The organism is Roseateles sp. P5_E4, from assembly GCF_054049255.1.
In genome coordinates this window covers 45,330-68,557 of the sequence record NZ_JBFUMS010000001.1, presented here as the reverse complement: position 1 = coordinate 68,557, position 23,228 = coordinate 45,330, and the positions used below count along the sequence as shown (strand labels likewise).

Genomic DNA, 23,228 nt, shown 5'->3' with positions numbered 1-23,228 from the left:
TGGTGCCTCCGAGGCGGCCCTCACCGCTTCACCAAGACTGAGGAGACGCCGCCTCAGGGGGCGATCTGCTCCGCGTAGTCGTACAAGGCCGACAGGATCTGCTCACCTCGCTCGTCGGCTGTTTCACCGAGAACATCGATACGCTCCATGAAGGCCGCCAGCGTCTGCGCGCCGCCTTCGCCCTCATGCAGCCGCGCAGCCAGGTGGCCCTGCCAGCGCTCCGCCTCTTCTGCCGACAGGCTGGACGGGAAGTTGCGCGCACGCCAGCGGAAGACAAGCTCATCCAGCCGCCCGTCCTGGAAGGCCAGCTTGCCTTGCGCCGCGCGCTCGGCGAGCTGCGCGGGCGCCATCGTGCGCACCTTGTTCAACGCCCGGCGGTCCTCGTTGCCGATGAAGCCGCCGTAGAGGTCTTCGTCCACGTCGGCCGGCGCGAAGGGCTCGCGCTGGAAGACGTCGGCCCAGAGCCCGTCCAGCAGCCGGCCCTTCTCGGCCAGCAACCGGGCGCTGGCGAGCTGGACCTCGACGTCGTGGTTCCAGCGCTCGGCCATCGCCGGGCTGAGCGTCTTCAGATTGCTGATGACGATGGGGCTTTTGTTGACGTGGATGGTCTTGATGGGCAGCCGCGTGACGCCCTCGGGCAGCAGTTCCTGCTTGGTGAACATTCGCTCGCGGATGGCGGCGGCGTTCAGCGACAGCAGCTCCTCGGGCGAGGCCGAGCAGTCCCAGACGATCAGCTCGTTCTTGTTGGTCGGATGCGGCGCCAGCGGCCAGACCACGGCGATGCAGCCGCGCTCGGGGCCGTACATGCCGGAGATGTGCAGGAAGGGTTTGCCGATGCCGATCTCGTCCCACACCGCCTGCTTGCTGCGCAGCTTGACGCAGAACTCCCACAGCTTGGGCTGGGCCTGGCGCAGCTTGCGCGCCAACGCCACGGTGGCGCGCACGTCGGACAGCGCATCGTGGGCCGCCTCGTGCGCGACGCCGTTGGCGATGGTCAGGTGCTCGAGCTTGAAGCTGGGGCGGCCATCCTCGTGCTTGGGCCACTCGAAGCCTTCGGGCCGCAGCGCATAGGCACAGCGCACCACGTCCAGCAGGTCCCAGCGGCCGCAGCCGTTCTGCCATTCGCGGCCATAGGGGTCGATAAGGTTGCGCCAGAACAGATGACGCGTCACCTCGTCATCGAAACGGATGCTGTTGTAGCCCACGCCAATGGTGTTGGGCGTGGCCAGCACCGTCTCGATGGCGGCGGCGAACTCATGCTCGGGCACACCCTGCTGCAGGCAGTGCTGGGGCAGGATGCCGGTCAGCAGGCAGGACTCGGGGTCGGGCAAGTAGTCCGGGGCCGGCTGGCAGTACAGCATCAGCGGCTCGCCGATCTCGTTGAGCTCCGCATCGGTGCGCAGGCCGGCGAACTGGGCCGGGCGGTCCCGGCGTGGCACGCGGCCGAAGGTCTCGTAGTCGTGCCAGAAAAATGAAAGGGAAGACATGGCCGCCACGATAGCTCAGCCGATAGAGTGGCTCGCATGAGACTTGCCCTGCTGCTCCTGGCCGTTTGCGCCGCGGCACACGCCGACGACGCGATCTCCCCCGACCGGCCCGACTTCACCAACGGCCCCGATGTGATGGCCGCAGGCCGCTTCCAGGTCGAGACCAGCGGCGCCTGGCAGCGCGACGCTGCAACACGGCTGCGATCGACGCCGACGCTGCTGCGCCTGGGCGTCGACCATGACCTGGAGTTGCGGCTGGAGACCGACGGCGCGCTGCGCCAGCGCAACCCGAGCGCCAGCGGCCGAGGAGATCTGGCAGTCGGCTTCAAATGGCAGATGCAGGACGGCGACGAGGCCAAGCCTGGCCTGGGCTGGCTGTTCGAAGTGCAGACACCGACAGGCAGCGGGCCGTTCAAAGGCCATGGCTTGCGGCCCGGCCTGAACTTTCTGGCCCAGTGGGAGCTGCCGGCCGGCTACTCGCTCGGCACGATGGCTGGCGTCTTCATCGATCGCAACGACAACGACCAGCGCTACACGGGTGCCCTGCTGTCGGCGAGCCTGGGTATCCCGCTGGGCGAGAAGCTGCACGGCTTTGCCGAGATCGCCGGCCAGCAGATCGCGTCGGCCCGCAATGGCGGCAATGTCGTCACGGCCGGCACGGGGCTGGCCTGGCAGCTCACAAGCGACGCTCAGCTCGACACGGCCGTCTTCCGCGGCCTGAACCACAACACGCCCGACTGGGCGTGGACGATCGGCCTCTCGCTGCGTTTTTAGCGCTTCTTGACGACCACGCTGCCGATGGAATAGCCCGCGCCGAAGGAGCAGATCACGCCGGCGTCGCCAGCCTTCAGGTCACCCCGGTGATGGTGGAAGGCAATGATGGAGCCGGCCGACGCGGTGTTGGCGTATTCGTCCAGGATCAGCGGCGCGATCTCGCTGCCGGCATCCGCACCCACCAGCTTCTTGATGACGAGCTGGTTCATGCCCTGGTTGGCCTGGTGCAGCCAGTAGCGGCGCATCTGCGTTGGCTCCAGGCCCAGCTTGCCCAGGTGGGCCTCGATATGGGCCGCGGCCATGGGCACGACTTCCTTGAACACCTTTCGGCCTTCCTGATAGAAGGTCAGGTCGCGGTCGCTCGGGTCGCGGTCCTCGGCGCGGTTCATGAAGCCGAAGTTGTTGCGGATATTGCTGCTGAACTGTGTGGCGAGCTGCGTGCCGAGGATTTCCCACTGGTCGGCGCCGGTGGCGTCTTCCGCGCGCTCGACGATGAGGGCCGTGCAGACGTCGCCGAAGATGAAGTGGCAGTCGCGGTCGCGCCATTCCAGGTGGGCCGAGGTGATCTCGGGGTTCACGACCAGCACGCATTTGCTGGCGCCCGAACGCACCGCGTTGAAGGCCTGTTCCAGCGCGAAGGTGGCTGACGAGCAGGCCACGTTCATGTCGAAGCCGTAGCCGCCGGCGCCCAGCGCCTGCTGGATCTCTACCGCCATGGCCGGGTAGGCGCGTTGCATATTGGCACTGGAGCAGAGCACGGCGTCGACATCCGCGCCGGTTTTGCCGGCCTGTTCAAGCGCCTTGCGGGCAGCATCGGCGGCGATCTCGGCCATCAGCGAGACCTCGTTGTCGCCGCGCGGCGTGAAGCGCGGGTACATGCGGGTCGGGTCCAGCACGCCGGCCTTGTCGACGACGTAGCGCTGCTTGATGCCCGAGGCTTTCTCGATGAATTCGACGCTGGAGTGTGTCAAGGCGGAGCGCTCGCCAGCGGCGATCGCCGTCGCGTGCTCGGCGTTCTGCAGGTCGGCGTAGGCGTTGAAGGCCTCGACCAGCTCGGCATTGGTGATGACATGGGGCGGGCGGTACAGGCCGGTGCCGCTGATGACCACGGCCGGGAATGAAGCTTGCATATTGAAGACGGAAGCCGCCGCTGCTGATGTACGAAGGCTGAAATCTTATCGATCCGGTTTGCTGCCTTCTCTAGGCACTAGCCTGGGGCCCTGGACAAAACATGCACGAAGACAGCCTGCTCCCTCCCGACGACGCCCTGCGCCTGGCCCTGCACAACGAGGTGCATGCCCGGCCGCCGGCGCGCATCCGCCTGCCGGCCGTCATCGTCCACATCGCCGTGCTCAACGACGGCATCAGCCGGGCGCAAGAGCATGCCCACCTGCGCCAGCTGCCCGGCCAGCACGACCTGGCCGAGGAGGCGCTGAACGCAAACTTTCTGCGCCTGCGCTGCGGCGAGTTCTCGCTGAAGTGGGAGCGCCATGCCGAGTTCACGCGCTATTCGGTCGTGCAGCCCCTGCCCGCCGACGCCGAGGCCAGCGCGCAGACGCTGGATGCGCTGGCGCTGCGCGTCGCACCGGATTGGCTGGGACGCATCCCGGGGCGCACCTTTGCGGCCATCAAGCTCGTCATGATCGAGCGGCAGCTGACTTTCGCGCCCAGCGCCTTGACTGAGGCCCAGGCCTGGTTCGGCGCGCATGCAACGGTCGCGTCGACGATGGGCGGCGGCCATTCCCTGGTTGTCACCGACTTCTGCCTGCGCGCGACCGGCTTCGAGCACATCGTCGTGCTGGCTGAGCCCGGCACGCCCGAGACCCGCGCCGGCCGCATCTGCCAGCGCCTGTTGGAGCTGGAGACCTACCGCCTGATGGCCCTGCGCGGCCTGCCCGCCGCCAAGTCGCTGGGCTCGACGCTGGCCGAGGTGGAGGCCACGCTGGCCAGCATCACCGCGCGGCTGGAGAAGCGCGGCGCGTCGGAAGCCGAACTGCTGGACGACCTGATCTCGACGGCCGCGCGCATCGAGCACGCCACCGCCTCGCACCAGTACCGCTTTGCCGCCACCCAGGCCTACCAGGCCATCGTCGAGCAGCGTCTGGCCGAGTTGCACGAGGGCAAGGTGGCCGGCAGGCAGTCGCTGGGCGAGTTCATGCAGCGCCGGCTCTCACCGGCCATCGCGACGGTCAATGCGACGGCGCAGCGGCTGGCCGGCCTGTCACAACGCATCTCACGCGCAAGCGCCTTGCTGCGCACGCGGGTCGACATCGCCACCGAGGCGCAGAACCAGCAGCTGCTGGCCCAGCTCGGCGAAGGCCAGCGCACGCAGCTGCGCATGCAGGCCACCGTCGAGGGGCTGTCGCTCGCGGCCATTACCTATTACGTCGTCAGCCTGCTGCTGTACTTCTTCAAGGCGCTGAAGGCCGAGGGCTGGCTGCCAGTACAGCCCGAGCTGGCGGCGGGGGCGGCCATTCCCTTCGTGCTGCTGGCCGTCTGGCAGACGACAAGGCGCATCCACCGCAAGATCTTCAACCACCAATGACCAGGATCTCCAGGCCCGGCAGGCGCAGAGCCTGCAGCGCGGCCGGGTCGGCCTGCGGCGTGACGATCAGCGTCGACAAGGCCGACAGCGGCGCGATGCGGTAGGGCGAGACCTTGCCGAGCTTGTCGCTGCTGGCCATCAGCACCGTTTCCGCAGCGCTCGCCATCAGCAGCGCCTTGACCTGGGCCTCCTCGGCGTCGCCGGTGGACAGACCGAAGCCGGCCTCCACACCGGTTACGCCGAGGAAATAGCAGTCCGCGCGCAGCGCCTGGATGGCCTGTGCCACACCCGCGCCGACGGCCACGCCGGAGTGCTTGAAGAGCCGCCCCCCCAGCATCAGCACTTCGACAGTGGGGTGCTCGATCAGCGCCGCGGCGATGACGGGGCTGTGTGTGGCGACCGTGGCGTGCAGCGTGGCCGGCAGCTGCTGGACCATGGCCAGCGTGCTCGTGCCGCCGTCGACAAAGACAAGCTGGCCATCGGCGATGAGAGACGCCGCATGGCGGCCCAGCGCCTGCTTCTCGTCGACGGCAATGGCGCTGCGTCGCGCCAGGTTGGCCAGGGCCGGTGACACCGGCAGCGCGCCGCCATGCACACGCTGCAGCGCGCCCCGCGTGGACAGCTCGCGCAGGTCGCGCCGGATGGTGTCCTCTGACACCTGCAGGCGCTCGGCCAGTTCGCGGGCCAGCACGCGACCTGCAAGCTGAAGTTCTTCCAGGATGGCCAAGTGGCGTTGTTCGGTCAGCATCTGTGGGATTGCATGGTTTTGCGTTATTTTGCATGATTTTACTTAAATTCAGGAAACAACATGCAAACCCAGACCGATTCGCGCATTGCCGACCTGCCCCTGTCCGAACGCGTGCGCGTCCAGCAGGAGAGGCTGCTGTCCAACAACTGGTACACGTTGAAGACCACCCGCTTCGACTTCCTGCGCAGCGATGGCCAGTGGCAGACCCAGGACCGCGAGACCTATGACCGCGGCAATGGCGCCACCATCCTGCTCTACCAGCGCACGCGCCGCCGTGTGCTGCTGACACGGCAGTTCCGCTACCCGGCGTTCGTCAATGGCTGGCAGCAGTTGATGATCGAAGCCGTGGCCGGGCTGCTGGACGAGGCCGATCCGCTCAGCTGCATCCGCGCCGAGGCCGAGCAGGAAGCCGGCGTGAAGCTGCGCGAGGTGCAGCCGCTGTTCGAGGCCTATATGAGCCCCGGCTCGGTGACCGAGAAGCTGCATTTCTTTGCGGCCGAGTACGAGGATGGCGACTTGGTTGGCGCGGGTGGCGGCCTCGTTGAGGAGGGCGAGGACATCGCGCGCTTCGAGCTGGACTTCGACGCGGCCATGCGCCAGGTCGAGGCCGGCGAGATCGTCGATGCGAAAACGATCATGCTGCTGCGCTGGGCCGAGCGCCATGTCTTCGGGCCGCCGCCCCGCAAGGGCCCGTTGCTGGTCTTCATCGCCGGGCCGTATCGAAGCGGCACGGGCGACCGGGAGGACGCGATCGCCGCCAACGTGCAGGCCATGCAGGATGCCGCCCTGCAAGTCGCAGCCCTGGGCCACGTGCCGGTGCTCGGCGAGTGGGTCGCCCTGCCGCTCATCGCGGCCGCTGGCGGCCGGCGCGGCGATGCGGTCTGGGACCGCTACTTCCACCCCAACGCCCAGGCCCTGCTGGAGCGATGTGACCTGCTGCTGCGCATCGGCGGTGATTCGGCCGGCGCCGACGCCATGATCAAGGCCGCTTTGGCCTGCGCGATGCCCGTGCACTACGGCCTCGCTTCAATACCAACCAGGCCCGCGTAGAATCAATCACCGGGCCCAAATTTTGGCGTCCGGTTTTTTTTGCCCGCTGCAAAAGCGGGCAGCAAAGCCGGCAGAGCCAAGTCAAGCGCTCGCAGCCCAGGTCGCGCACTGCCAAACGCGCGCCGCAACTGTGAACTTGAATCATGGAAATCTTCGACTACGACAACATCCTGCTGCTGCCGCGCCGCTGCCGCGTTGAAAGCCGCTCGGACTGCGACACCTCGGTGCAGTTCGGCCCGCACCGCTTCAAGCTGCCGGTCGTGCCCGCCAACATGAAGACGGTCGTGGACGAGCCCATCACCGAGCTGCTGGCCCGCGAGGGCTACTTCTACGTGATGCACCGCTTCGACCTCGACAGCCTGGCCTATGCCAAGGACATGCGGGACAAGGGCCTGCTGGTGTCGCTGAGCGTCGGCGTGAAGCCGGCCGATTTCGAGCTGGTCGACAAACTGGCCGCCGAGGGCGTCGGCGCCGACTACCTGACCATCGACATCGCCCACGGCCATGCCGAGAGCGTGCAGCGCATGATCGGCCACATCAAGCAAAAGCTGCCCGAGACCTTCGTCATCGCCGGCAATGTTGGCACGCCCGAAGGCGTCATCGACCTGGAGAACTGGGGTGCCGACGCGACCAAGGTCGGCGTCGGCCCGGGCAAGGTCTGCATCACGCGGCTGAAGACGGGTTTTGGCACCGGCGGCTGGCAGCTATCGGCGCTGAAATGGTGCTCGCGCGTGGCCACCAAGCCCATCGTGGCCGACGGCGGCATCCGCCACCATGGCGACATCGCCAAGAGCGTGCGCTTCGGCGCCAGCATGGTCATGATCGGCTCGCTGTTCGCCGGCCATGAAGAGTCGCCAGGCACGACCGTCGAGGTCGACGGCAAGCTCTACAAGGAGTACTACGGCTCGGCGAGCGACTTCAACAAGGGCGAGTACCGCCATGTCGAGGGCAAGCGCATCCTGGAGCCGGTCAAGGGCAAGTTCGCCGACACACTGCGCGAGATGCAGGAAGACCTGCAGAGCTCGATCTCGTATGCGGGCGGCACGCAGTTGTCGGACCTGCGCAAGGTGAATTACGTCATTCTTGGTGGAGAGAATGCGGGCGAACATTTGTTCATGTGATCACCTGCGGAACGCGGGCGAGCGTCTGTTCATGTAAGCCGCAATGGACTTCGCTGCCTACCGCCGCCACGACGCGACCTCCCTGGCTGCCGAGGTGGCGGCAGGCCGCGTCGAAGCGACAACCCTGCTCGGCCTGGCGCTCACAAGGCTGGCCGAAGTCCACCCCCAGCTCAACCCGGTCTGCCGGCTGATGGAAGGCCAGGCCCGCGCCCAGCTGGCGCGCGGCGTCGGCAACGGCCCACTGGCCGGCGTGCCCTGCCTGATCAAGGACGTGGCCGAGGACTATGCCGGCCAGCCCACCAGCTGGGGCAGCCGGGCTCTCGCTTCGCTACCTCCACCGAGAGAGCACGCCCATGTCGTGCGGCGCCTGCTGGACGCCGGCCTCGTCATCTTCGGCAAGACCAATGCGCCGGAGCTGGGCCTCAAGGGCGTCACCGACCCGCTCGCCTTCGGCCGCAGCAGCAACCCCTGGGACGTGCGCCGCACGCCTGGCGGCAGCAGCGGCGGGTCGGCGGCGGCGGTGGCAGCGGGTGTCGTGCCAATGGCAGCGGGCAACGACGGTGGAGGCTCCATCCGCATCCCGGCAGCCTGTTGCGGGCTGGTGGGTTTGAAACCTTCGCGAGGACGAGTTTCAGTCGGCCCGGGCGCTGGCGAAGTCTGGTTCGGCGCCTGCAGCGAAGGCGTCATCTCGCGCAGCGTACGCGACACCGCCCTGGCGCTGGACATCCTCAGCGGCCCGGAGCCCGGCGACGCTGTCGCCCTGCCCGCGCCGGCCACGCCCTTTGTCCATCAGCTGCGCTCACCGCTGCGCCGGCTGCGCATCGCCTGGTGCGCCGATTCGCCGATTGGCGAGCCGGTGCACGACGAGGCCCGGCTCGCCGTGGAGCGAAGCGTGTCGCTACTGAAAGGCCTCGGCCATGTCGTCGAGCCGGCCCGCCCCGACATCGATGGCCGCACGCTGGCCAACAGCTTCCTGCATATCTACTTCGGTCAGGTGCCGGCCACGCTGAGCCGCGCGGTCGCCCTGGGTGGCCGCGAAGCCGACTTTGAGCCGTTGACCCGTCTCATCGCCACGCTCGGCCGCGCCACCAGCGCCGAACGGCTGACGCTGGAGCTGCTGCGCTGGAACGACTACGCCCGCAGCTTGGCCGCCCTGCACGCGCGCTACGACCTCTACCTGACGCCGACGCTGGCCTCGCCACCGGTGCTGCATGGCACCGGCGACCCGCCGCCGCTGCAGATTGCCGTGCTGGGCGCGCTGCGCGCCTCGGGGCTGCTGGGCCTGCTCAAGCACGCCGGCCTGCTCGATGGCGTCGTGCAGCAGATGGCCACCGACAGCCTGCGCCATGTCCCCTTCACCCAGCTCGCCAACCTGACGGGCACGCCGGCGATCTCACTGCCGCTGCACTGGACGGCCGACGGCCTGCCGCTGGGCGTGCAGTTCGTTGCAGCGCCGGGCGAAGACGGGCTGCTGCTGCAACTGGCCGCGGAACTGGAAGCCACCCAGCCCTGGTTCGACCGGGTGCCTAGCTGAAGCGCACCGAGGCCTCGAACCCCGGCTCGGCATTGCGCAGCTCCAGCCGGCCGCCATGCGCTTCAGCCACCAACCGGCACAGGCACAGGCCCAGGCCAACCCCGCCGTCGTGCCGCGTGCGCGCCGCATCCGGCCGGTAGAACGGCTGGCCCAGTTGGGGCAGCGACTCCGGCGGCACGCCGGTGCCGAAGTCACGCACGGTCAGACGCACACCCGCGCCTTCACGAGCCAGGCTGAGCCGCACGGCGCCACGGGTCACATCGTTGTGGCGCAGCGCGTTCTGGACGAGATTGCGCAGGCACAGCTGCACACGCAGGCGATCCAGCCTCAACGGCGGCAGATCGGGCTCGACATGCAACTCCACGCCGGGCTGGGCATGCTCCTGCGCCAGCGCGCCGAGATCACAGTCCGACAGTTGCAGCGCGCTGTGCCCGCTGCCCAGCCGCTCGCTCTCCAGCAAGGCCGTGATGAGATCGCGCATCTGCGCCAGCTCGCCCAGCAGCGCGTCGCGCGATTCGCCCTCGCCCACCAGCTCGGCGTGCAGGCGCGCGCGCGTCAGCGGGCTGCGCAGCTCGTGGCTCATGGCCAGCAGCAAGGCGCGCTTGCCGTCCAGCATGGCCTGGATGTCGGCGGCCATCTGGTTGAAACGCAGTGCCAGGTCACCGATCTCGTCGCTGTGGATCACGGGCACCCGGTGCGAGAACTCACCGCGGCGGAAGGCCTCGGCGCCGATGGCCAGCGCATGCAACGGCCAGACCATGTGGCGGATCATGCCGAAGGCCAGGCCCGTAACCACGAATAGCGCCGGCACGGCCCAAAGCAGGCCGTAGGCGCTGCCCATCGACATCCACAGAATGGTGCTGCTGATGCAGGCGAGCAGGATGAAGATGGCGATCAGCCGCGCACCGAGCGAATGCTTGAAGCGCTTGTGCTGGTGATGCCAGCGCTGGTGCCAACGATGGCGCACACGCCAGCGGTATTCCCAGTCGCGGTTCATGCGCCGGGCGCGCTTGGCCCGCTTGCGTTCCCAGCGCTCGCGCCAGCGGTGGTCGTAGGCGTGGGGTTTCATGGTTTGCCTGGCAATGCGAAGCAATAGCCGGCGTTGCGCAGGGTCTTCAGGGCCACCAGCGGCTCAAGCTTGCGGCGCAGGCGGCTCACCAGGATGTCGACGGCCCGGGTGAACAGCTCGGCTTCCTGGCCACGCAGCCGGTTCAGGATGTCGTCGCGCGAGAAGACCTTGCCCGGCTCGCGGGCCAGCATCACGAGCAGCTCGTATTCGGTGCCGGTCAGCTCGACCAGGCCACTCGCGCACAGCACCTCGCGGCGCGTGGTGTCGATCTCGAGGCCCTCGAAGCACAGCTTGGTGGAAGGCTGAACCACGCTCGGGGCAGCCGCCGATACAAAGCGCGTGCGGCGCAGGATGGTCTGCAGCCGTGCCGCCAGTTCGCGGGGCTCGAAGGGCTTGGGCAGGTAGTCGTCGGCGCCCAGCTCCAGCCCGACGACCCGGTCGGTCAGATCGCCGCGCGCGGTCAGCATCAGCACCGGCATGTCGCGCCAGGCCTCGCTGCTGGCACGCAGCTGTTTGCAGAACTCGAAGCCGTCCATCTCGGGCAGCATGCCGTCGAGGATCAACGCGTCGAAGCGCTCGGCCGCCAGCCGCGTCAGCGCGATGCTGGGCCGCGTGACAGCCTCGAGCTGGAGGTCGAAGCGGGCAAGGTATTGCGTCAGCGGCCCGGCCAGGGCCTCGTCGTCGTCGATCAGCAGCAGTCTGTGCATGTCGCGATTATTCGGCCCGCACCAGGGTGATGGCTCGCTCGGGACAGGTGCTGACGCAATGGCCGCAGGCTTCGCAGGCGGCGGCATTGGGCGTGAAGGCCTGCTCCCAGCCGTGGGCCATGCCCCGGAGCTTGCCGAACAGGCTCAGGGACTGGCGCTGCTCGGGTGCCAGCTTGCCCAAGGTGAACACGTTGAAGGGGCAGACAGCGACGCATTCGCCCTTGCCCTCGCAGCGGTTGCGGTCGATGTGCGGCACAAAGCGGCCGCGGGGCTGCTTGCCGCAGTGGACATCCATCACGCCGCGTCTCGCCGCTCATGCCGGCCGAAGCGCCGCATCATGAAGCGCAGCACCTGACGCTGCTCCGTGTCCAGCGAGTCGAAGAAGTCGGCAAAGGCCGTGACAAGGCCGGGGCCGGCGGCGCGCAGCGCATCCAGCTTGGCGTCCAGCAGTTGCTGCGCCGGCTCGCGGGCGAATTGCTCACCGGCTAACAGGCCCGCCACCTCGGGGCCGCGGGCCAGGCCCCTCATCGTGTCGCGCTGGTGCTGGAGCTGCTCAAGCCAGGCGCCGAGCTTGCGGTGCTGCTCGGCGTCCAGGTCCAGCTTGGCGCCGACTCGGTTGAGAAGGAGGTGGGCGAAGCCATCAGCATGGCGGCCGAAATGATGGCCGTGATGGCCGTGGCCAAAGTGGTGGTGGAACTCGTGGTGGGCGTGCCAGCGACGAAAAAAGTTCATGGTGCTGCTCCGTGGGGCGCTCGAGGCCCGTGGTTGGGATGGCGCTCATGTTTGCGGTTAGCCCGCGCCAGAGCATCTCGACGCGGTATCGCCGGGTATCGTTTTGTTTCGCCCGGGGCCGGGAGGCGGTGCGCCCTTGTCACAGTTGAAGCTGCAGACGCGCTGATCGGCGCGGAGGCCGCGCGAGTGCGGCCCCCTACAATCGCAGACCCCCGAAAAGCCCTCTTTTCGCCCCAGCTTCACAGCGGGCGACGCCGCGATGACCGAACTTGCCAAGTCCTTCGAACCCGCCGCCCTGGAAGCCCATTGGGGCCCCAAGTGGGAAGCCGCCGGCCTGTATGAGCCGACGCTGGACCCGGCCAAGCCCTCGTTCAGCATCCAGCTGCCGCCGCCCAATGTGACGGGCACGCTGCACATGGGCCATGCCTTCAACCAGACGGTGATGGACTCGCTGACGCGCTACCACCGCATGAAGGGCGACAACACGCTGTGGGTGCCGGGCACCGACCATGCCGGCATCGCAACGCAGATCGTCGTCGAGCGACAGCTGCAGGCTGCCGGCACCAGCCGCAAGGAACTCGGTCGCAAGAATTTCGTCGCCCGCGTGTGGGAATGGAAACAGCAATCCGGTGACACCATCACCGGCCAGATGCGCCGGCTTGGCGACTCGGTCAGCTGGGGCCATGAGTACTTCACGATGGATGAAAAGCTCTCGACCGTCGTCGTCGAGACCTTCGTGCGGCTTTACGAGGAAGGCCTGATCTACCGCGGCACTCGCTTGGTGAGCTGGGATCCGGTGCTGCAGTCCGCCGTGTCCGATCTGGAGGTGAACTCCGAAGAGGAAGACGGCTCGCTGTGGCATATCCGCTATCCGCTGGCAGACGGTTCGGGCTCGGTCGTGGTGGCCACCACGCGACCGGAGACCATGCTGGGTGACGTGGCCGTCATGGTCCACCCAGAGGACGAGCGCTACGCCGCGCTGATCGGCAAGCTGGTCAAGCTGCCGCTGACGGACCGCGAGATCCCCGTCATCGCCGACGACTACGTGGACCGCGAGTTCGGCACCGGCGTCGTCAAGGTCACGCCGGCGCACGACACCAACGACTACGCGGTGGGCCAGCGTCACAACCTGCCCATGATCGCGGTGCTGGACCTGCAGGCCAGGATCAACGACAACGCCCCCGAGACCTACCGCGGGCTGGACCGCTTCGTCGCCCGCAAGCGCGTCGTCGCCGACCTGGAGGCGCAAGGCCTGCTCGTCGAGGTCAAGAAGCACAAGCTGCAGGTGCCGCGCTGCGAGCGCACCGGCCAGGTCATCGAGCCGATGCTGACCGACCAGTGGTTCGTTGCGGTCACCAAGCCCAGCGCCGACGGCAAGAGCATTGCCGACAAGGCGATTGCCGCCGTCGAGACCGGCGCGGTCAAGTTCTACCCCGAGCAGTGGGTCAACACCTACAACCACTGGATGGGCAATCTGCAGGACTGGTGCATCTCGCGCCAGCTGTGGTGGGGCCACCAGATCCCGGCTTGGTACGGCACGGGCGGCGAGCTCTTCGTCGCGCGCAGCGAGGATGAGGCGCAGGCCCGCGCCAAGGCCGCCGGCTACCTGGGCGAGCTGACCCGCGACCCCGACGTGCTGGACACCTGGTACTCGTCGGCCCTGGTGCCCTTCTCGACGCTGGGCTGGCCGCAGAAGACGCTGGAGCAGGAACTCTTCCTGCCCTCCTCCGTGCTCGTCACCGGCTACGACATCATCTTCTTCTGGGTCGCCCGGATGATCATGATGACGACGCACTTCACCGGCCAGGTGCCCTTCAAGGACGTCTACATCCACGGCCTGGTGCGCGACTCGCAGGGCCAGAAGATGAGCAAGAGCGAGGGCAATGTGCTGGACCCGGTGGACCTGATCCAGGGTGTCGACCTCGACACGCTGATCCAGAAGTCCACCACCGGCCTGCGCAAGCCCGAGACGGCGCCCAAGGTCGCAGCCCGCGTGAAGAAGGAGTTCCCCGAAGGCATGCCGGCGTACGGCGCCGATGCGTTGCGCTTCACGATGGCGTCGTACGCCAGCCTGGGCCGCAACATCAACTTCGACACCAAGCGCTGCGAGGGCTATCGCAACTTCTGCAACAAGCTCTGGAACGCAACCCGCTTCGTGTTGATGAACACCGAAGGCCAGGACTGCGGCCTCGCGCACGACCAAGGCGCCTGCCCGCCCGGCTACAACAAGTTCAGCCAGGCCGACCGCTGGATCACGAGCGAACTGCAGCGCGTCGAAGCGGCCGTGGCCCAGGGCTTTGCCGAGTACCGCCTCGACAACGTCGCCAACGCCGTCTACAGCTTCGTCTGGGACGAGTACTGCGACTGGTATCTGGAAATCGCCAAGGTGCAGATCCAGACGGGTGACGAGGCCCAGCAGCGCGCCACGCGCCGCACACTGATCCGCGTGCTGGAGACGACGCTGCGCCTGCTGCACCCCGTCGCGCCTTTCATCACCGAGGAGCTGTGGCAGACCGTCGCCCCTGTCGCCGGCCGCAAGGCAACCGACTACATCGGCCAAGCGCCCTACCCCGTCAGCCAGCCCGAGCGCATCGACGCTGCCGCCGACGCCTGGATGGCCCAGCTCAAGGAAGTGGTCGGCACGACCCGCAGCCTGCGCAGCGAGATGAACCTCAGCCCCAGCGACCGCGTGCCGCTGCTGGTGGGCGGCGATCTCAGCTTCCTCAGCGAAGCCGCTGCCGTGCTCAAGGTGCTGGCCAAGCTGGCCGCCGTGGAACTGATCGCCGACGAGGCCGAGTTCGCCAAGCAGAGCGCGACGTCACCGGTGCTGCTGCATGGCGCCGCGAAGCTGGCCCTGAAGGTCGAGATCGACGTGGCCGCCGAGCGCGCCCGCTTGACCAAGGAAGCGACTCGCCTGGAAGGCGAAATCGTCAAGGCCGAGGCCAAGCTGGGCAATGAGGGCTTCGTCGCCCGCGCGCCGGCTGCCGTCGTCGAGCAGGAGCGTGCCCGCGTGGCGGGCTTCAAGGAGACGGTGGCGCGCCTGCACGAACAGCTCAAGCGCCTGCCGCCTCAGTAATAGTCGATGGCCACCTTGGATGTGGCCTTCTTCTTGCCCTTGGCTGGGGCACCCAGCAGTTCGTCCAGGCCGCGCGCCACCGCCCAGGCGGCGCGCACGCGCGACTCCCGCGTCGTGCCCGCCAGCCGCGGCGTCACCTGCAGCGTGGCGATGCCGTGCAGGGGTCGCCCTGCCTCCAGCCAACCCGGTTCCAGGCTGTCGAACCACGCGGCTCGCAGCTTGCCGTTGCGCAGAGCCCGGCCCAGGGCCGCCTCGTCGACGACGCCGGACTGGCTCAGGCCGACCAGGACCTGGCCTGCGCGCACGTTCTCCAGCTGACGGTCGCCGAGGAGGCCGCGAAAGCGCGGGAAATAAGGCAGCAGCAGCACCAGGCCGTCGCTGTGCTCGACGAGTTCGCTCAAGGAAACCGAATCGATGCCCCAGCGTGCCCAGGTCGCGTCGCTCGGATGCAGGGCCGGGTCATAGCCGATGACCCGTGTACCGAAGGCATGCAGCAGCTGGGTCAACACCTGCGCCGTCGGTGTCAGGCCCAGCACGCCAATCGTCGAACAGCCCAGCTCCCGCCCCACCTTGAGGCCGTCGCTGCCCTCGATGGGCACCCGCCTGAGCAGGCTGAGCAGGGCACCGACAGCGAATTCCGCCTCGGCGCTGGCCGTGGAAGCCTGGGAGCGCACGACCTCCACGCCCGCTTTGCGACAGGCCTCGATGTCGATGTTCTCCGCGCCGCCGCTGGCACGGCCGATGGCACGCAGTCCCGGCGCGCCGCGCAGCAGTTCGGCATCGATGCGCACTTCGGGGGGCGCCACCAGGGCACGGGAGTTCTGCAGTGCCTCTACCAGGCCCTCCGGGTCACCCACGAGTTCAGGCGCAAAGCGGGCATCGTGGCGCTCGGCCAGCCATTGCACCACCTCGGCTTCCAACGGTTCAAGGATCAGGACTGTCATTGTTTGTATGTGCCCGACTCAGGGGTCAGACCGTCACAACCCCCGTGACACAATCGTTGCGACCCTGTCAACCCAGTGTATGCCCATGGCTTCTTCGTCCAAATCGCCGATCACCAAGGCCATCTTCCCGGTGGCCGGCCTCGGCACCCGCTTCCTGCCGGCCACCAAGGCCCAACCCAAGGAGATGCTGCCGGTTGTCGACAAGCCGCTGATCCAGTACGCGGTGGAAGAGGCCTATGCCGCCGGCGTGCGCGAGATGATCTTCGTGACGGGCCGCCACAAGCGCCCCATCGAAGATCACTTCGACATGACCTTCGAGCTCGAGGTGGCGCTGGAAAACTCCGGCAAGCAGGACCTGCTGGACGTGGTGCGCTCGGTCAAGCCCGACGACATGGAGTGCATCTATGTGCGCCAGGCCCAGGCCCTCGGCCTCGGCCACGCCGTGCTGTGCGGTCAGCGCCTGGTGGGCAACGAGCCCTTCGCCGTGCTGCTGGCCGACGACCTGATGGTGGGCGAGACCCCCATCCTCAAGCAGATGGTCGAGCAGTTCGCCGACTGGCGCGCCTCCATCCTCGCCGTGCAGGAAGTGCCGCCCGAACACACCCGCCGCTATGGCATCGTCGCCGGCACCCAGGTCAATGACCACCTGATGGACGTGAACCGCATCGTCGAGAAGCCCGCGCCCGAAGACGCACCCTCACGCCTGGGCGTGGCCGGCCGCTACATCCTGACGCCGGGCGTCTTCCACGAGATTGCCAACCAGCCGCGCGGCGTGGGCGGCGAGATCCAGCTGACCGACGGCATTGCCGGCCTGCTGCGTCGCGAGAAGGTGTTTGCCTACCGCTATGACGGCAAGCGCTATGACTGCGGCAGCAAGGAAGGTTTCCTGCAGGCCAATGTGGAACTGGCCCTGGCCCACCCGCAGCTCGGCCCGGGCTTCAAGGAATTCCTGCAGGGCCTGAATCTCTAAGCTTTGCGGGACAGACCGCCCGAGCGTAGCGAGTAGCTCTGTCCCCAACTGACTCAGGATTGGCTTTGCGGGACAGACCGCCCGAGCGTAGCGAGTGCCTCTGCCCCCAACTGACTTGGGGCCTGCTCAGCGTCTGCGCAGCACGTGGATGAACTCGTCGCCCGACGAGTTCTGTTCGACCAGTTCGTTGCCCGTCTGGCGCGCAAAGGCCTGGAAGTCGCGCATCGAACCCGGGTCGGTCGCCACGACGCGCAGCAACTCGCCGCTGAGCATTTCGGCCAAGGCCTTCTTGGCTTTCAGGATGGGCAAGGGGCAGTTCAGGCCCCGCGTGTCGATCTCGCGTTGGACGTCCATGGCCTCATTCTCGCTTCAGGTCGAGCCATTGGGGTTCGATGCCTTTGCTGCGCAGCCAGGTCGCCAGCGCCTGGCCGGTGCCCTGCGGCCAGCAGCGCACGTTCTCGGGTGCAATCAGCTTGTACTCCGCCAACTCAGGCGACAGGCGGATCTCGCCGCGCGCCGCCGCATGGTAGGCAATGATGATCTGGTTCATGCGCTGGAAATCCCAGACGCCCAGCAGACGCAGGGAATCAACCTCCAGTGAGGTCTCCTCGGCGATCTCGCGACGGATGCCCTCCTCCGGCGTCTCGCCAGACTCCATGAAGCCCGTGATCAGGCCGAAGAAGCGCCCCGGCCAGGCCGCGTTGCGGGCGAGCAGCACCTGGCCGTCGCGGTCCGTGCATTCGATGACGGCGGCCAGCACCGGCGTCGGATTGTTCCAGTGCGTGAAGCCACAGGCCGGGCAGCGCAGGCGTTCCTTGTCGCCACCGTCCTCGGCCTGCGTGATCCAACCCAGCTGCGTCGCGCAGACGGGACAGAACTTGTAGTCCGTCATGCAGGAAACACGCCCGTCGACAGATAACGGTCGCCGCGGTCGCAGACGATGAAGGCGATGGTCGCGTTCTCGACGCGGCGCGCGATCTGCAGTGCCACCCAGCAGGCGCCAGCGGACGAAATGCCGGCGAACAGGCCCTCCTCACGGGCCAGGCGGCGCGCCATGTCCTCGGCGTCGCTCTGGCTGACCAGCACCAGTTCGTCCACGCCGCTCGGGTCATAGATCCTGGGCATGTAGGCCTCGGGCCACTTGCGGATGCCGGGGATGCGCGACCCTTCGGCCGGCTGGGCGCCGACGATGCGCACGGCGGGGTTCTTTTCCTTCAGAAAGCGCGACACGCCGGTGATGGTGCCCGTCGTGCCCATGGCGCTGACGAAATGGGTGATGCGCCCGCCGGTGTCCTTCCACAGCTCGGGGCCGGTGGTCTCGTAATGGGCGCGCGGGTTGTCGGCATTGGCGAACTGGTCCAGCACGCGGCCCTTGCCTTCGCCGGCCATCTGCTCGGCCAGGTCACGGGCGTACTCCATGCCACCGGTCTTGGGCGTCAGGATCAGCTCGGCGCCGAAGGCCTTCATCGTCTGGGCGCGCTCGATGGACAGGTCCTCCGGCATGATCAGCACCATGCGGTAGCCGCGGATGGCCGCGGCCATCGCCAGCGCGATGCCGGTGTTGCCCGAGGTCGCCTCGATCAGCGTGTCGCCTGGCTTGATCTCACCCCGCTCCTCGGCGCGCTTGATCATGCTGATGGCGGGCCGGTCCTTCACGGAGCCGGCCGGGTTGTTGCCCTCCAGCTTGGCCAGGATCACATTGCCGCGCGCATCGTCGCCGAGCAGTCGCTGCAGGCGCACGAGGGGGGTTGCGCCGATGACGTCTTCGAGGGTCGGGTAGCTCATGGGCGACGATTGTGGCAGCGGGAACAAAGTCGAGCCTTGTCGAGTGCATAATCCGCCCCTCGCGTGCAAAGCGCGATGCTGTTTCCGACGGGCCCGGGTGGCGAAATCGGTAGACGCAGGGGACTCAAAATCCCCCGCCGCAAGGTGTGCCGGTTCGAGTCCGGCCCCGGGCACCAGGCGAAACAGCAGCCGGCTTGTGCTGGCATACTCAAAACGACAAGCACCGGCCCTCCCGGTGCAGGCGCCCTCCCCGGGCGCAAGCCGCGCGATCCATGCCCCCACTGCCTTCAGTCACCAAGGCCTTCATCCTGGCCTGTGTCGGTGCCTTCTGCTTTTTCTACCTCTTCCCGGGATTGGCCTATTGGTTCCAGCTGTGGCCGCTGAACTCGGGCTTCTTCATGCCTTGGCAGCTGCTGAGCTATGCCTTCCTGCATGGCAGCTTCGAACATCTGCTGTTCAACATGCTGGGCCTGTGGATGTTCGGCGGCGAGCTGGAGCGCGTCTGGGGCGCACGGCGCTACACGCAGATGCTGGTGGCCAGCGCGCTGAGCGCCGCCATCGTGCAACTGATATTCACCTGGGTCATCGGTGCCCAGTCCCCCACCGTCGGGGCCTCCGGCGCGATCTTCGGCCTGCTGCTGTCCTTTGGCATGCTGTTCCCCAACCGCATCATCGTGCCGCTGATCCCGCCGATCCCGATGAAGGCGAAATACTTCGTCGCCATCTTCGGCGGCCTGGAACTGATCCTGGGGTTCAGCGGCAGCAGCGGCATTGCCCACTTCGCCCACCTGGGCGGCATGCTGGGCGCGTGGCTGTTGATCCGCCACTGGCGCTCGCCGCGGCGGCGCGGCTAGAGGCCTTCTTTCGGGGTCGGGTAGCGCAAGGCGAGTCGCAGTTCGCGCTTGAGGCGCGCATTGCCCAACCGGCGCGATTCGCTCCAGAAGCTCAGCTGCATGGCGCTCATCCGTTCGCCGGCTTCGGCGCGCGTGATGCGCACAGGCCGCGGCAGACCACCGAGGTCGGCGGCCAGGTCGAAGTAGTCGCCCATCAGCAGCTGGCTGTCGTCGCAGACATTGACGGCGCGCTGCGGCAGGCCGCGCAACAGCGCCAGCAGGCAGGCCTGCGCCAGATCATCGGCATGGATGTGGTTGGTGTAGACGTCCTCCTCCCGTCTCAACACCGGCGTGCCCCGCGCCAGGCGCTCGCGCGGGTGGCCCCCTTCGCGGTCGCGTGCATAGATGCCGGGAATGCGCAGCAGGCTGACACGCGTGCCGTGACGGCGACCAAAGGCGCGCAGCTGGGCCTCTGCATCGACACGTCGGCGGGCACGGTCGGTCGCCGGGTTCAGTGCCCGCGTCTCGTCGATGAAGGCACCACCGCAGTCGCCATAGACGCCGGTCGTGCTCGCGTAAACCAGCGCCGCGGGCGGCTTGCACGCGAGGGCAGCGAGCAGATGGCGGGTGCGCAGATCCGCCTCGCCGTCGCGAGCCGGTGGCGCGAGATGCAGCACGAGATTGGCCAGTCCAGCCAGGCGCGCCAGCGTCGCCGCGTCATCGAGATTGCCAACCAGCGGGACGGCTCCTGCGGCCCTGAGCTCCGCTGCACGGCTTGCGCTGGACGTCAGTGCAAGAACCCGCCAGCGGCCCGCGAGCAGCTTCAGGACGCGCAGGCCGACGTCACCGCAGCCAATGATGAGGAGTCGTGGGGTCAAACCGGCCTCGGGCAAAATGGCGGGCAGTCTACGGCCCCGGAAATGTCTGCGGGGCCGCTGCTTTTTGGAAGCCATGTCCCATCAGATCACCATCCAGCCCGCCGGCCGCGTCTATCAGACCGAGGGCGATGACACCCTGCTTGCCGCCGCCATCCGCAATGGCGTAGGCCTGCCTTATGGCTGCAAGGACGGCGCCTGCGGCTCCTGCAAGAGCAAGCTGCTTGAAGGTGCCGTCATCCACGGCAACCACCAGCCCAAGGCGCTGACCGCCGAGGAAGAGGCCGCCGGTTATGTGCTGACCTGCTGCGCCCGGCCGCAGACCGACTGCACCGTCGAAGCCCGCACGGTGCCCGGCGCCGGCGAGTTCCCGGTGCTGAAGCTGCCCAGCCGCATCACCGCCATACTGCGCCCGGCGCCCGACGTGGCGGTGCTGACGATGCAGCTGGCGGCCAACCAGAACTTCCAGTTCCGCGCCGGCCAGTACGTCGAGTTCATCCTGCGTGACGGCTCGCGCCGCAGCTACTCGATGGCCAATGCGCCGCATAGCCTGCCTGGGCAGATCGAGCTGCACATCCGCCACATGCCCGGCGGCAAGTTCACCGATCACGTCTTCGGTGCGCTCAAGGAGAAGGACATCCTGCGCATGGAAGGCCCATTCGGCAGCTTCTTCCTGCGCGAGGACAGCGACAAGCCCATCGTGCTGCTGGCCAGCGGCACCGGCTTTGCACCCATCAAGGCCATCATCGAACGGGCCCGCCACATCGCGTCGACCCGGCCCATGGTGCTGTACTGGGGTGCGCGCAAGCAGGCCGACCTCTACCTGCACGACTGGGTCACGCAGATCGCCGCCGAGTGGCCGCAACTGACCTATGTGCCCGTGCTGTCCGAGCCCGACGAGGGCTGGACAGGCCGCACGGGGTTCGTCCACCGTGCCGTCATGGAAGACTTGGCCGACATGACGGGCCATCAGGTCTACGCCTGCGGCGCGCCCATCGTGGTCGAGTCGGCGCAGCGGGACTTCGTCGCGCAGTGCAACCTGCCGGCGGAAGAGTTCTACGCGGACGCGTTCACGTCCGAAGCGGACAAGCACTGAGATGTTCGAGCCGCCGTGGACACCCGCTGCTGAACTGGTCGACGCGCTGAAGCGCGATGGCGAGGCCGTGCTGGCGCCAAGTTCGCTTGGCGTGCTGGGCGCCTCTGCCGACGACCTCGACACCCTCAAGCCCTGCTGGGACGACCTGCCGCCCGATGGCTACCTGCGCGACGGCGGCCGCTACCGCTTCCGACGCCACGGCTGCTTCGTCGCCGACGGCGACACGCTGACTCTTCAGCCCCACCGCGCCCACTGGCAGCCGCTGGACTACAACGCGCTGCACGGCGGCATCCAGCGCTGGTTCGTGCCGCTGGCGCAGGAGATGGTCAATTCACCTGCCTGGACGGCGCTGCTGCTGGGGTTGGCGAAAACGGCGTCGGCACTGAAGGGCGAGCAGGCCTGGTTCATCGAGGCCCACCCTTTCCGCATCGACACCAGCGATGGCATCGGCCGCCCGACGCCCGAGGGCGCCCACCGCGACGGCGTCGACCTCGTAGCCGTGCTCTTCGTCGGCCGCCAAGGCGTCAAGGGCGGCGAATCACGCGTCTTCGACGCCGCCGGCCCGGCGGGCCAGCGCTTCACGATGACCCAGCCCTGGACGACGCTGCTGCTGGACGACGCCCGCGTGATCCACGAAACCACCCCCATCCAGCCCGTTGTGGCGGGCGAACGCGGCTGGCGCGACACCCTCGTCATCACATTAAGAGGCGGCGGATTCCAGGGTCCGTAGAATCCCGAACGGCCACGCCAAAAGCGTGGCCGTTCTTCTACCTACTGCCGCGCCAAAAGCGCCGACCGTCATGAACCCGACCTCCCTCTTCGGCCTGCCCGAGCAGTCCCCGCACGAGCGCGTGCTGCTCGCCACCGACCCGGCCACCGGCCTCAAGGCCATCCTGGCCGTGCACAGCACCGCCCGCGGGCCCGCCTTCGGGGGCTGCCGCCTGTGGCACTACGAATCCGAAGCCGCCGCGCTGAACGACGCGCTGCGCCTGTCCCAGGGCATGAGCCTGAAGAACGCGCTGGCCGACCTGCCTTTCGGCGGCGGCAAGGCCGTCATCCTGAAGCCCGAGGGCGCCTTCGACCGCCCTGCCCTGTTCGCCGCCTTCGGCCGCGCCGTGCAGTCGCTGGCCGGTGCCTACATCACCGCCGAGGACGTCGGCACGACGACCGCCGACATGCGCGGCATGCAAGCCCAAACGTCCTTTGTCAGCGGCATCCCGCGCGAAGGCGCCTTCGGTGGCGACCCCAGCCCCAAGACGGCCTGGGGCGTGTTCGTTTCCATCCAGGCTGGCGCCCGCCTCGTGCTGGGCCGCAACTCGCTGGAAGGCGTACGCGTCGCGCTGCAGGGCCTGGGCGCTGTCGGCTGGCACCTGGCCGAGTTCCTGCACAAGGCTGGCGCCAAGCTGGTCGTGGCTGACGTGGACGCCGCCAAGGTCGAGCGCGCCGTCGCGCAATTCGGCGCCACGGCCGCCAGCGTGGCGGACATCCTGGCCGCCGACGTCGACGTGCTGGCGCCCTGTGCGCTCGGCGCTTCCCTGAACGAGAAGACGGTGCCGACGCTGCGTGCCAAGCTGATCGCCGGCGCGGCCAACAACCAGCTCGCCACGCCCGATGACGGTGACGCACTGCAGCGCCACGGCATCTGCTACCTGCCCGATTACCTGGTGAATGCCGGCGGCATCATCAGCGTGGCTCGCGAGTACCGCGGTGAGGGCGAAGAGACGGCCGTGATGGCCGAGGTGAGCAAGATCGCCGAGCGTGTCGAAGAGCTGCTGCAGCGCGTGCAGACGGCCGACTCGACGCCCGCTCGCGTCGCCGATGACTGGGCCCGTTCCAAGCTCGTCCGCCTGCCCTAAGTCCATCCCTGCAATGGCCGGGCGGT

Annotated in this window: 22 protein-coding genes, 1 tRNA gene and 1 pseudogene; 12 read left to right on the top strand and 12 right to left on the bottom strand. The window is 67.9% G+C overall.

The annotated features are described in order from the left end of the window. Nucleotides 1-53: 53 nt before the first annotated feature. Nucleotides 54-1,487 (bottom strand): exodeoxyribonuclease I, encoded by a 1,434-nt coding sequence (gene sbcB, locus ACXJLH_RS00310; protein WP_457442110.1) that lies wholly within the window; start codon nucleotides 1,485-1,487, stop codon nucleotides 54-56. Nucleotides 1,488-1,523: 36 nt separating this feature from the next. Between sbcB and ACXJLH_RS00305 the strand changes: the two genes are divergently transcribed. Continuing rightward, the gene (locus ACXJLH_RS00305) at nucleotides 1,524-2,261 is read left to right on the top strand and encodes a transporter (protein ID WP_056196330.1); all 738 of its coding nucleotides are present in this window, start codon (nucleotides 1,524-1,526) and stop codon (nucleotides 2,259-2,261) included. On the opposite strand, the gene ACXJLH_RS00300 is transcribed toward ACXJLH_RS00305, so the two are convergent. Next, a complete protein-coding gene (locus ACXJLH_RS00300) occupies nucleotides 2,258-3,391 on the bottom strand; it encodes a beta-ketoacyl-ACP synthase III (RefSeq protein WP_056196327.1) in 1,134 nt (377 codons plus the stop codon). The two genes, ACXJLH_RS00305 and ACXJLH_RS00300, sit on opposite strands and share 4 nt — an antisense overlap. A 101-nt stretch (nucleotides 3,392-3,492) precedes the next feature. On the opposite strand from ACXJLH_RS00300, the gene ACXJLH_RS00295 reads away from it, so the two are divergent. Beyond that, nucleotides 3,493-4,806, top strand: coding sequence for a DUF3422 family protein (locus ACXJLH_RS00295; RefSeq protein WP_457442109.1), 1,314 nt, complete (start codon nucleotides 3,493-3,495; stop codon nucleotides 4,804-4,806). Here the strand turns inward: ACXJLH_RS00295 and ACXJLH_RS00290 are convergent. Continuing rightward, complete coding sequence (locus ACXJLH_RS00290) at nucleotides 4,793-5,554, bottom strand: DeoR/GlpR family DNA-binding transcription regulator (RefSeq protein ID WP_457442108.1); 762 nt, start codon at nucleotides 5,552-5,554, stop codon at nucleotides 4,793-4,795. The two genes, ACXJLH_RS00295 and ACXJLH_RS00290, sit on opposite strands and share 14 nt — an antisense overlap. 60 nt (nucleotides 5,555-5,614) lie before the next feature. Here ACXJLH_RS00290 and ACXJLH_RS00285 point away from each other — a divergent pair. The 3 genes and pseudogenes from ACXJLH_RS00285 to ACXJLH_RS00275 form a co-directional block, all read left to right on the top strand. Further along, nucleotides 5,615-6,217, top strand: a pseudogene (locus tag ACXJLH_RS00285) (NUDIX domain-containing protein); the annotation flags it as partial. Nucleotides 6,218-6,747: 530 nt separating this feature from the next. Then, nucleotides 6,748-7,725, top strand: coding sequence for a GMP reductase (locus tag ACXJLH_RS00280; RefSeq protein WP_056196320.1), 978 nt, complete (start codon nucleotides 6,748-6,750; stop codon nucleotides 7,723-7,725). 43 nt (nucleotides 7,726-7,768) lie between these two features. After that, a complete protein-coding gene (locus ACXJLH_RS00275; RefSeq protein ID WP_457442107.1) occupies nucleotides 7,769-9,259 on the top strand; it encodes an amidase in 1,491 nt (496 codons plus the stop codon). On the opposite strand, the gene ACXJLH_RS00270 is transcribed toward ACXJLH_RS00275, so the two are convergent. From ACXJLH_RS00270 to ACXJLH_RS00255, 4 genes are read right to left on the bottom strand one after another with little or no spacing between them, the layout of a single operon-like run. Continuing rightward, complete coding sequence (locus ACXJLH_RS00270; RefSeq protein WP_457355134.1) at nucleotides 9,252-10,328, bottom strand: HAMP domain-containing sensor histidine kinase; 1,077 nt, start codon at nucleotides 10,326-10,328, stop codon at nucleotides 9,252-9,254. The genes ACXJLH_RS00275 and ACXJLH_RS00270 overlap by 8 nt on opposite strands. Next, nucleotides 10,325-11,035, bottom strand: a complete 711-nt coding sequence (locus ACXJLH_RS00265; RefSeq protein ID WP_457355136.1) for a response regulator transcription factor — start codon at nucleotides 11,033-11,035, stop codon at nucleotides 10,325-10,327. Before ACXJLH_RS00265 ends, ACXJLH_RS00270 begins: the two co-directional genes overlap by 4 nt. A 7-nt stretch (nucleotides 11,036-11,042) precedes the next feature. After that, nucleotides 11,043-11,330: a 4Fe-4S binding protein gene (locus ACXJLH_RS00260; RefSeq protein WP_056196309.1), complete on the bottom strand. Its 288-nt coding sequence runs from the start codon at nucleotides 11,328-11,330 to the stop codon at nucleotides 11,043-11,045. Next, complete coding sequence (locus ACXJLH_RS00255) at nucleotides 11,330-11,767, bottom strand: hypothetical protein (protein WP_457355138.1); 438 nt, start codon at nucleotides 11,765-11,767, stop codon at nucleotides 11,330-11,332. Before ACXJLH_RS00255 ends, ACXJLH_RS00260 begins: the two co-directional genes overlap by 1 nt. 259 nt (nucleotides 11,768-12,026) lie before the next feature. Here ACXJLH_RS00255 and ACXJLH_RS00250 point away from each other — a divergent pair, with 259 nt between their 5' ends. Next, nucleotides 12,027-14,843, top strand: coding sequence for a valine--tRNA ligase (locus tag ACXJLH_RS00250; protein WP_457442106.1), 2,817 nt, complete (start codon nucleotides 12,027-12,029; stop codon nucleotides 14,841-14,843). Here ACXJLH_RS00250 and ACXJLH_RS00245 read toward each other — a convergent pair. Next, on the bottom strand, nucleotides 14,837-15,787 hold the full coding sequence (locus ACXJLH_RS00245) for an NAD(P)-dependent oxidoreductase (RefSeq protein ID WP_082532597.1): 951 nt from the start codon (nucleotides 15,785-15,787) through the stop codon (nucleotides 14,837-14,839). The two genes, ACXJLH_RS00250 and ACXJLH_RS00245, sit on opposite strands and share 7 nt — an antisense overlap. Nucleotides 15,788-15,866: 79 nt before the next feature. Between ACXJLH_RS00245 and galU the strand changes: the two genes are divergently transcribed. Then, nucleotides 15,867-16,757: a UTP--glucose-1-phosphate uridylyltransferase GalU gene (gene galU / locus ACXJLH_RS00240; protein WP_457355142.1), complete on the top strand. Its 891-nt coding sequence runs from the start codon at nucleotides 15,867-15,869 to the stop codon at nucleotides 16,755-16,757. Nucleotides 16,758-16,883: 126 nt separating this feature from the next. Here galU and ACXJLH_RS00235 read toward each other — a convergent pair whose 3' ends face one another. From ACXJLH_RS00235 to cysM, 3 genes are read right to left on the bottom strand one after another with little or no spacing between them, the layout of a single operon-like run. Next, nucleotides 16,884-17,111, bottom strand: a complete 228-nt coding sequence (locus ACXJLH_RS00235) for a sulfurtransferase TusA family protein (protein ID WP_056196293.1) — start codon at nucleotides 17,109-17,111, stop codon at nucleotides 16,884-16,886. 4 nt (nucleotides 17,112-17,115) lie between these two features. Next, complete coding sequence (locus ACXJLH_RS00230) at nucleotides 17,116-17,649, bottom strand: NUDIX domain-containing protein (RefSeq protein ID WP_457355144.1); 534 nt, start codon at nucleotides 17,647-17,649, stop codon at nucleotides 17,116-17,118. Continuing rightward, on the bottom strand, nucleotides 17,646-18,542 hold the full coding sequence (gene cysM / locus ACXJLH_RS00225; protein WP_056196288.1) for a cysteine synthase CysM: 897 nt from the start codon (nucleotides 18,540-18,542) through the stop codon (nucleotides 17,646-17,648). The genes ACXJLH_RS00230 and cysM overlap by 4 nt, the downstream gene beginning before the upstream one ends. A 91-nt stretch (nucleotides 18,543-18,633) precedes the next feature. On the opposite strand from cysM, the gene ACXJLH_RS00220 reads away from it, so the two are divergent. Further along, nucleotides 18,634-18,718 (top strand) — tRNA-Leu (locus ACXJLH_RS00220). A 96-nt stretch (nucleotides 18,719-18,814) separates the two neighbouring features. Then, nucleotides 18,815-19,396, top strand: coding sequence for a rhomboid family intramembrane serine protease (locus ACXJLH_RS00215; protein WP_457355146.1), 582 nt, complete (start codon nucleotides 18,815-18,817; stop codon nucleotides 19,394-19,396). On the opposite strand, the gene ACXJLH_RS00210 is transcribed toward ACXJLH_RS00215, so the two are convergent. Continuing rightward, nucleotides 19,393-20,328, bottom strand: a complete 936-nt coding sequence (locus tag ACXJLH_RS00210) for an NAD-dependent epimerase/dehydratase family protein (RefSeq protein WP_457442105.1) — start codon at nucleotides 20,326-20,328, stop codon at nucleotides 19,393-19,395. The genes ACXJLH_RS00215 and ACXJLH_RS00210 overlap by 4 nt on opposite strands. On the opposite strand from ACXJLH_RS00210, the gene ACXJLH_RS00205 reads away from it, so the two are divergent. The 3 genes from ACXJLH_RS00205 to ACXJLH_RS00195 all read left to right on the top strand — a co-directional run bounded on the left by ACXJLH_RS00205 (nucleotide 20,327) and on the right by ACXJLH_RS00195 (nucleotide 23,202). Continuing rightward, complete coding sequence (locus ACXJLH_RS00205) at nucleotides 20,327-21,346, top strand: CDP-6-deoxy-delta-3,4-glucoseen reductase (RefSeq protein ID WP_457442104.1); 1,020 nt, start codon at nucleotides 20,327-20,329, stop codon at nucleotides 21,344-21,346. The two genes, ACXJLH_RS00210 and ACXJLH_RS00205, sit on opposite strands and share 2 nt — an antisense overlap. Nucleotide 21,347: 1 nt before the next feature. Then, a complete protein-coding gene (locus ACXJLH_RS00200; RefSeq protein WP_457392294.1) occupies nucleotides 21,348-22,076 on the top strand; it encodes a 2OG-Fe dioxygenase family protein in 729 nt (242 codons plus the stop codon). A 70-nt stretch (nucleotides 22,077-22,146) separates the two neighbouring features. Further along, nucleotides 22,147-23,202, top strand: a complete 1,056-nt coding sequence (locus tag ACXJLH_RS00195; protein ID WP_457355148.1) for a Leu/Phe/Val dehydrogenase — start codon at nucleotides 22,147-22,149, stop codon at nucleotides 23,200-23,202. Nucleotides 23,203-23,228: the final 26 nt, after the last annotated feature.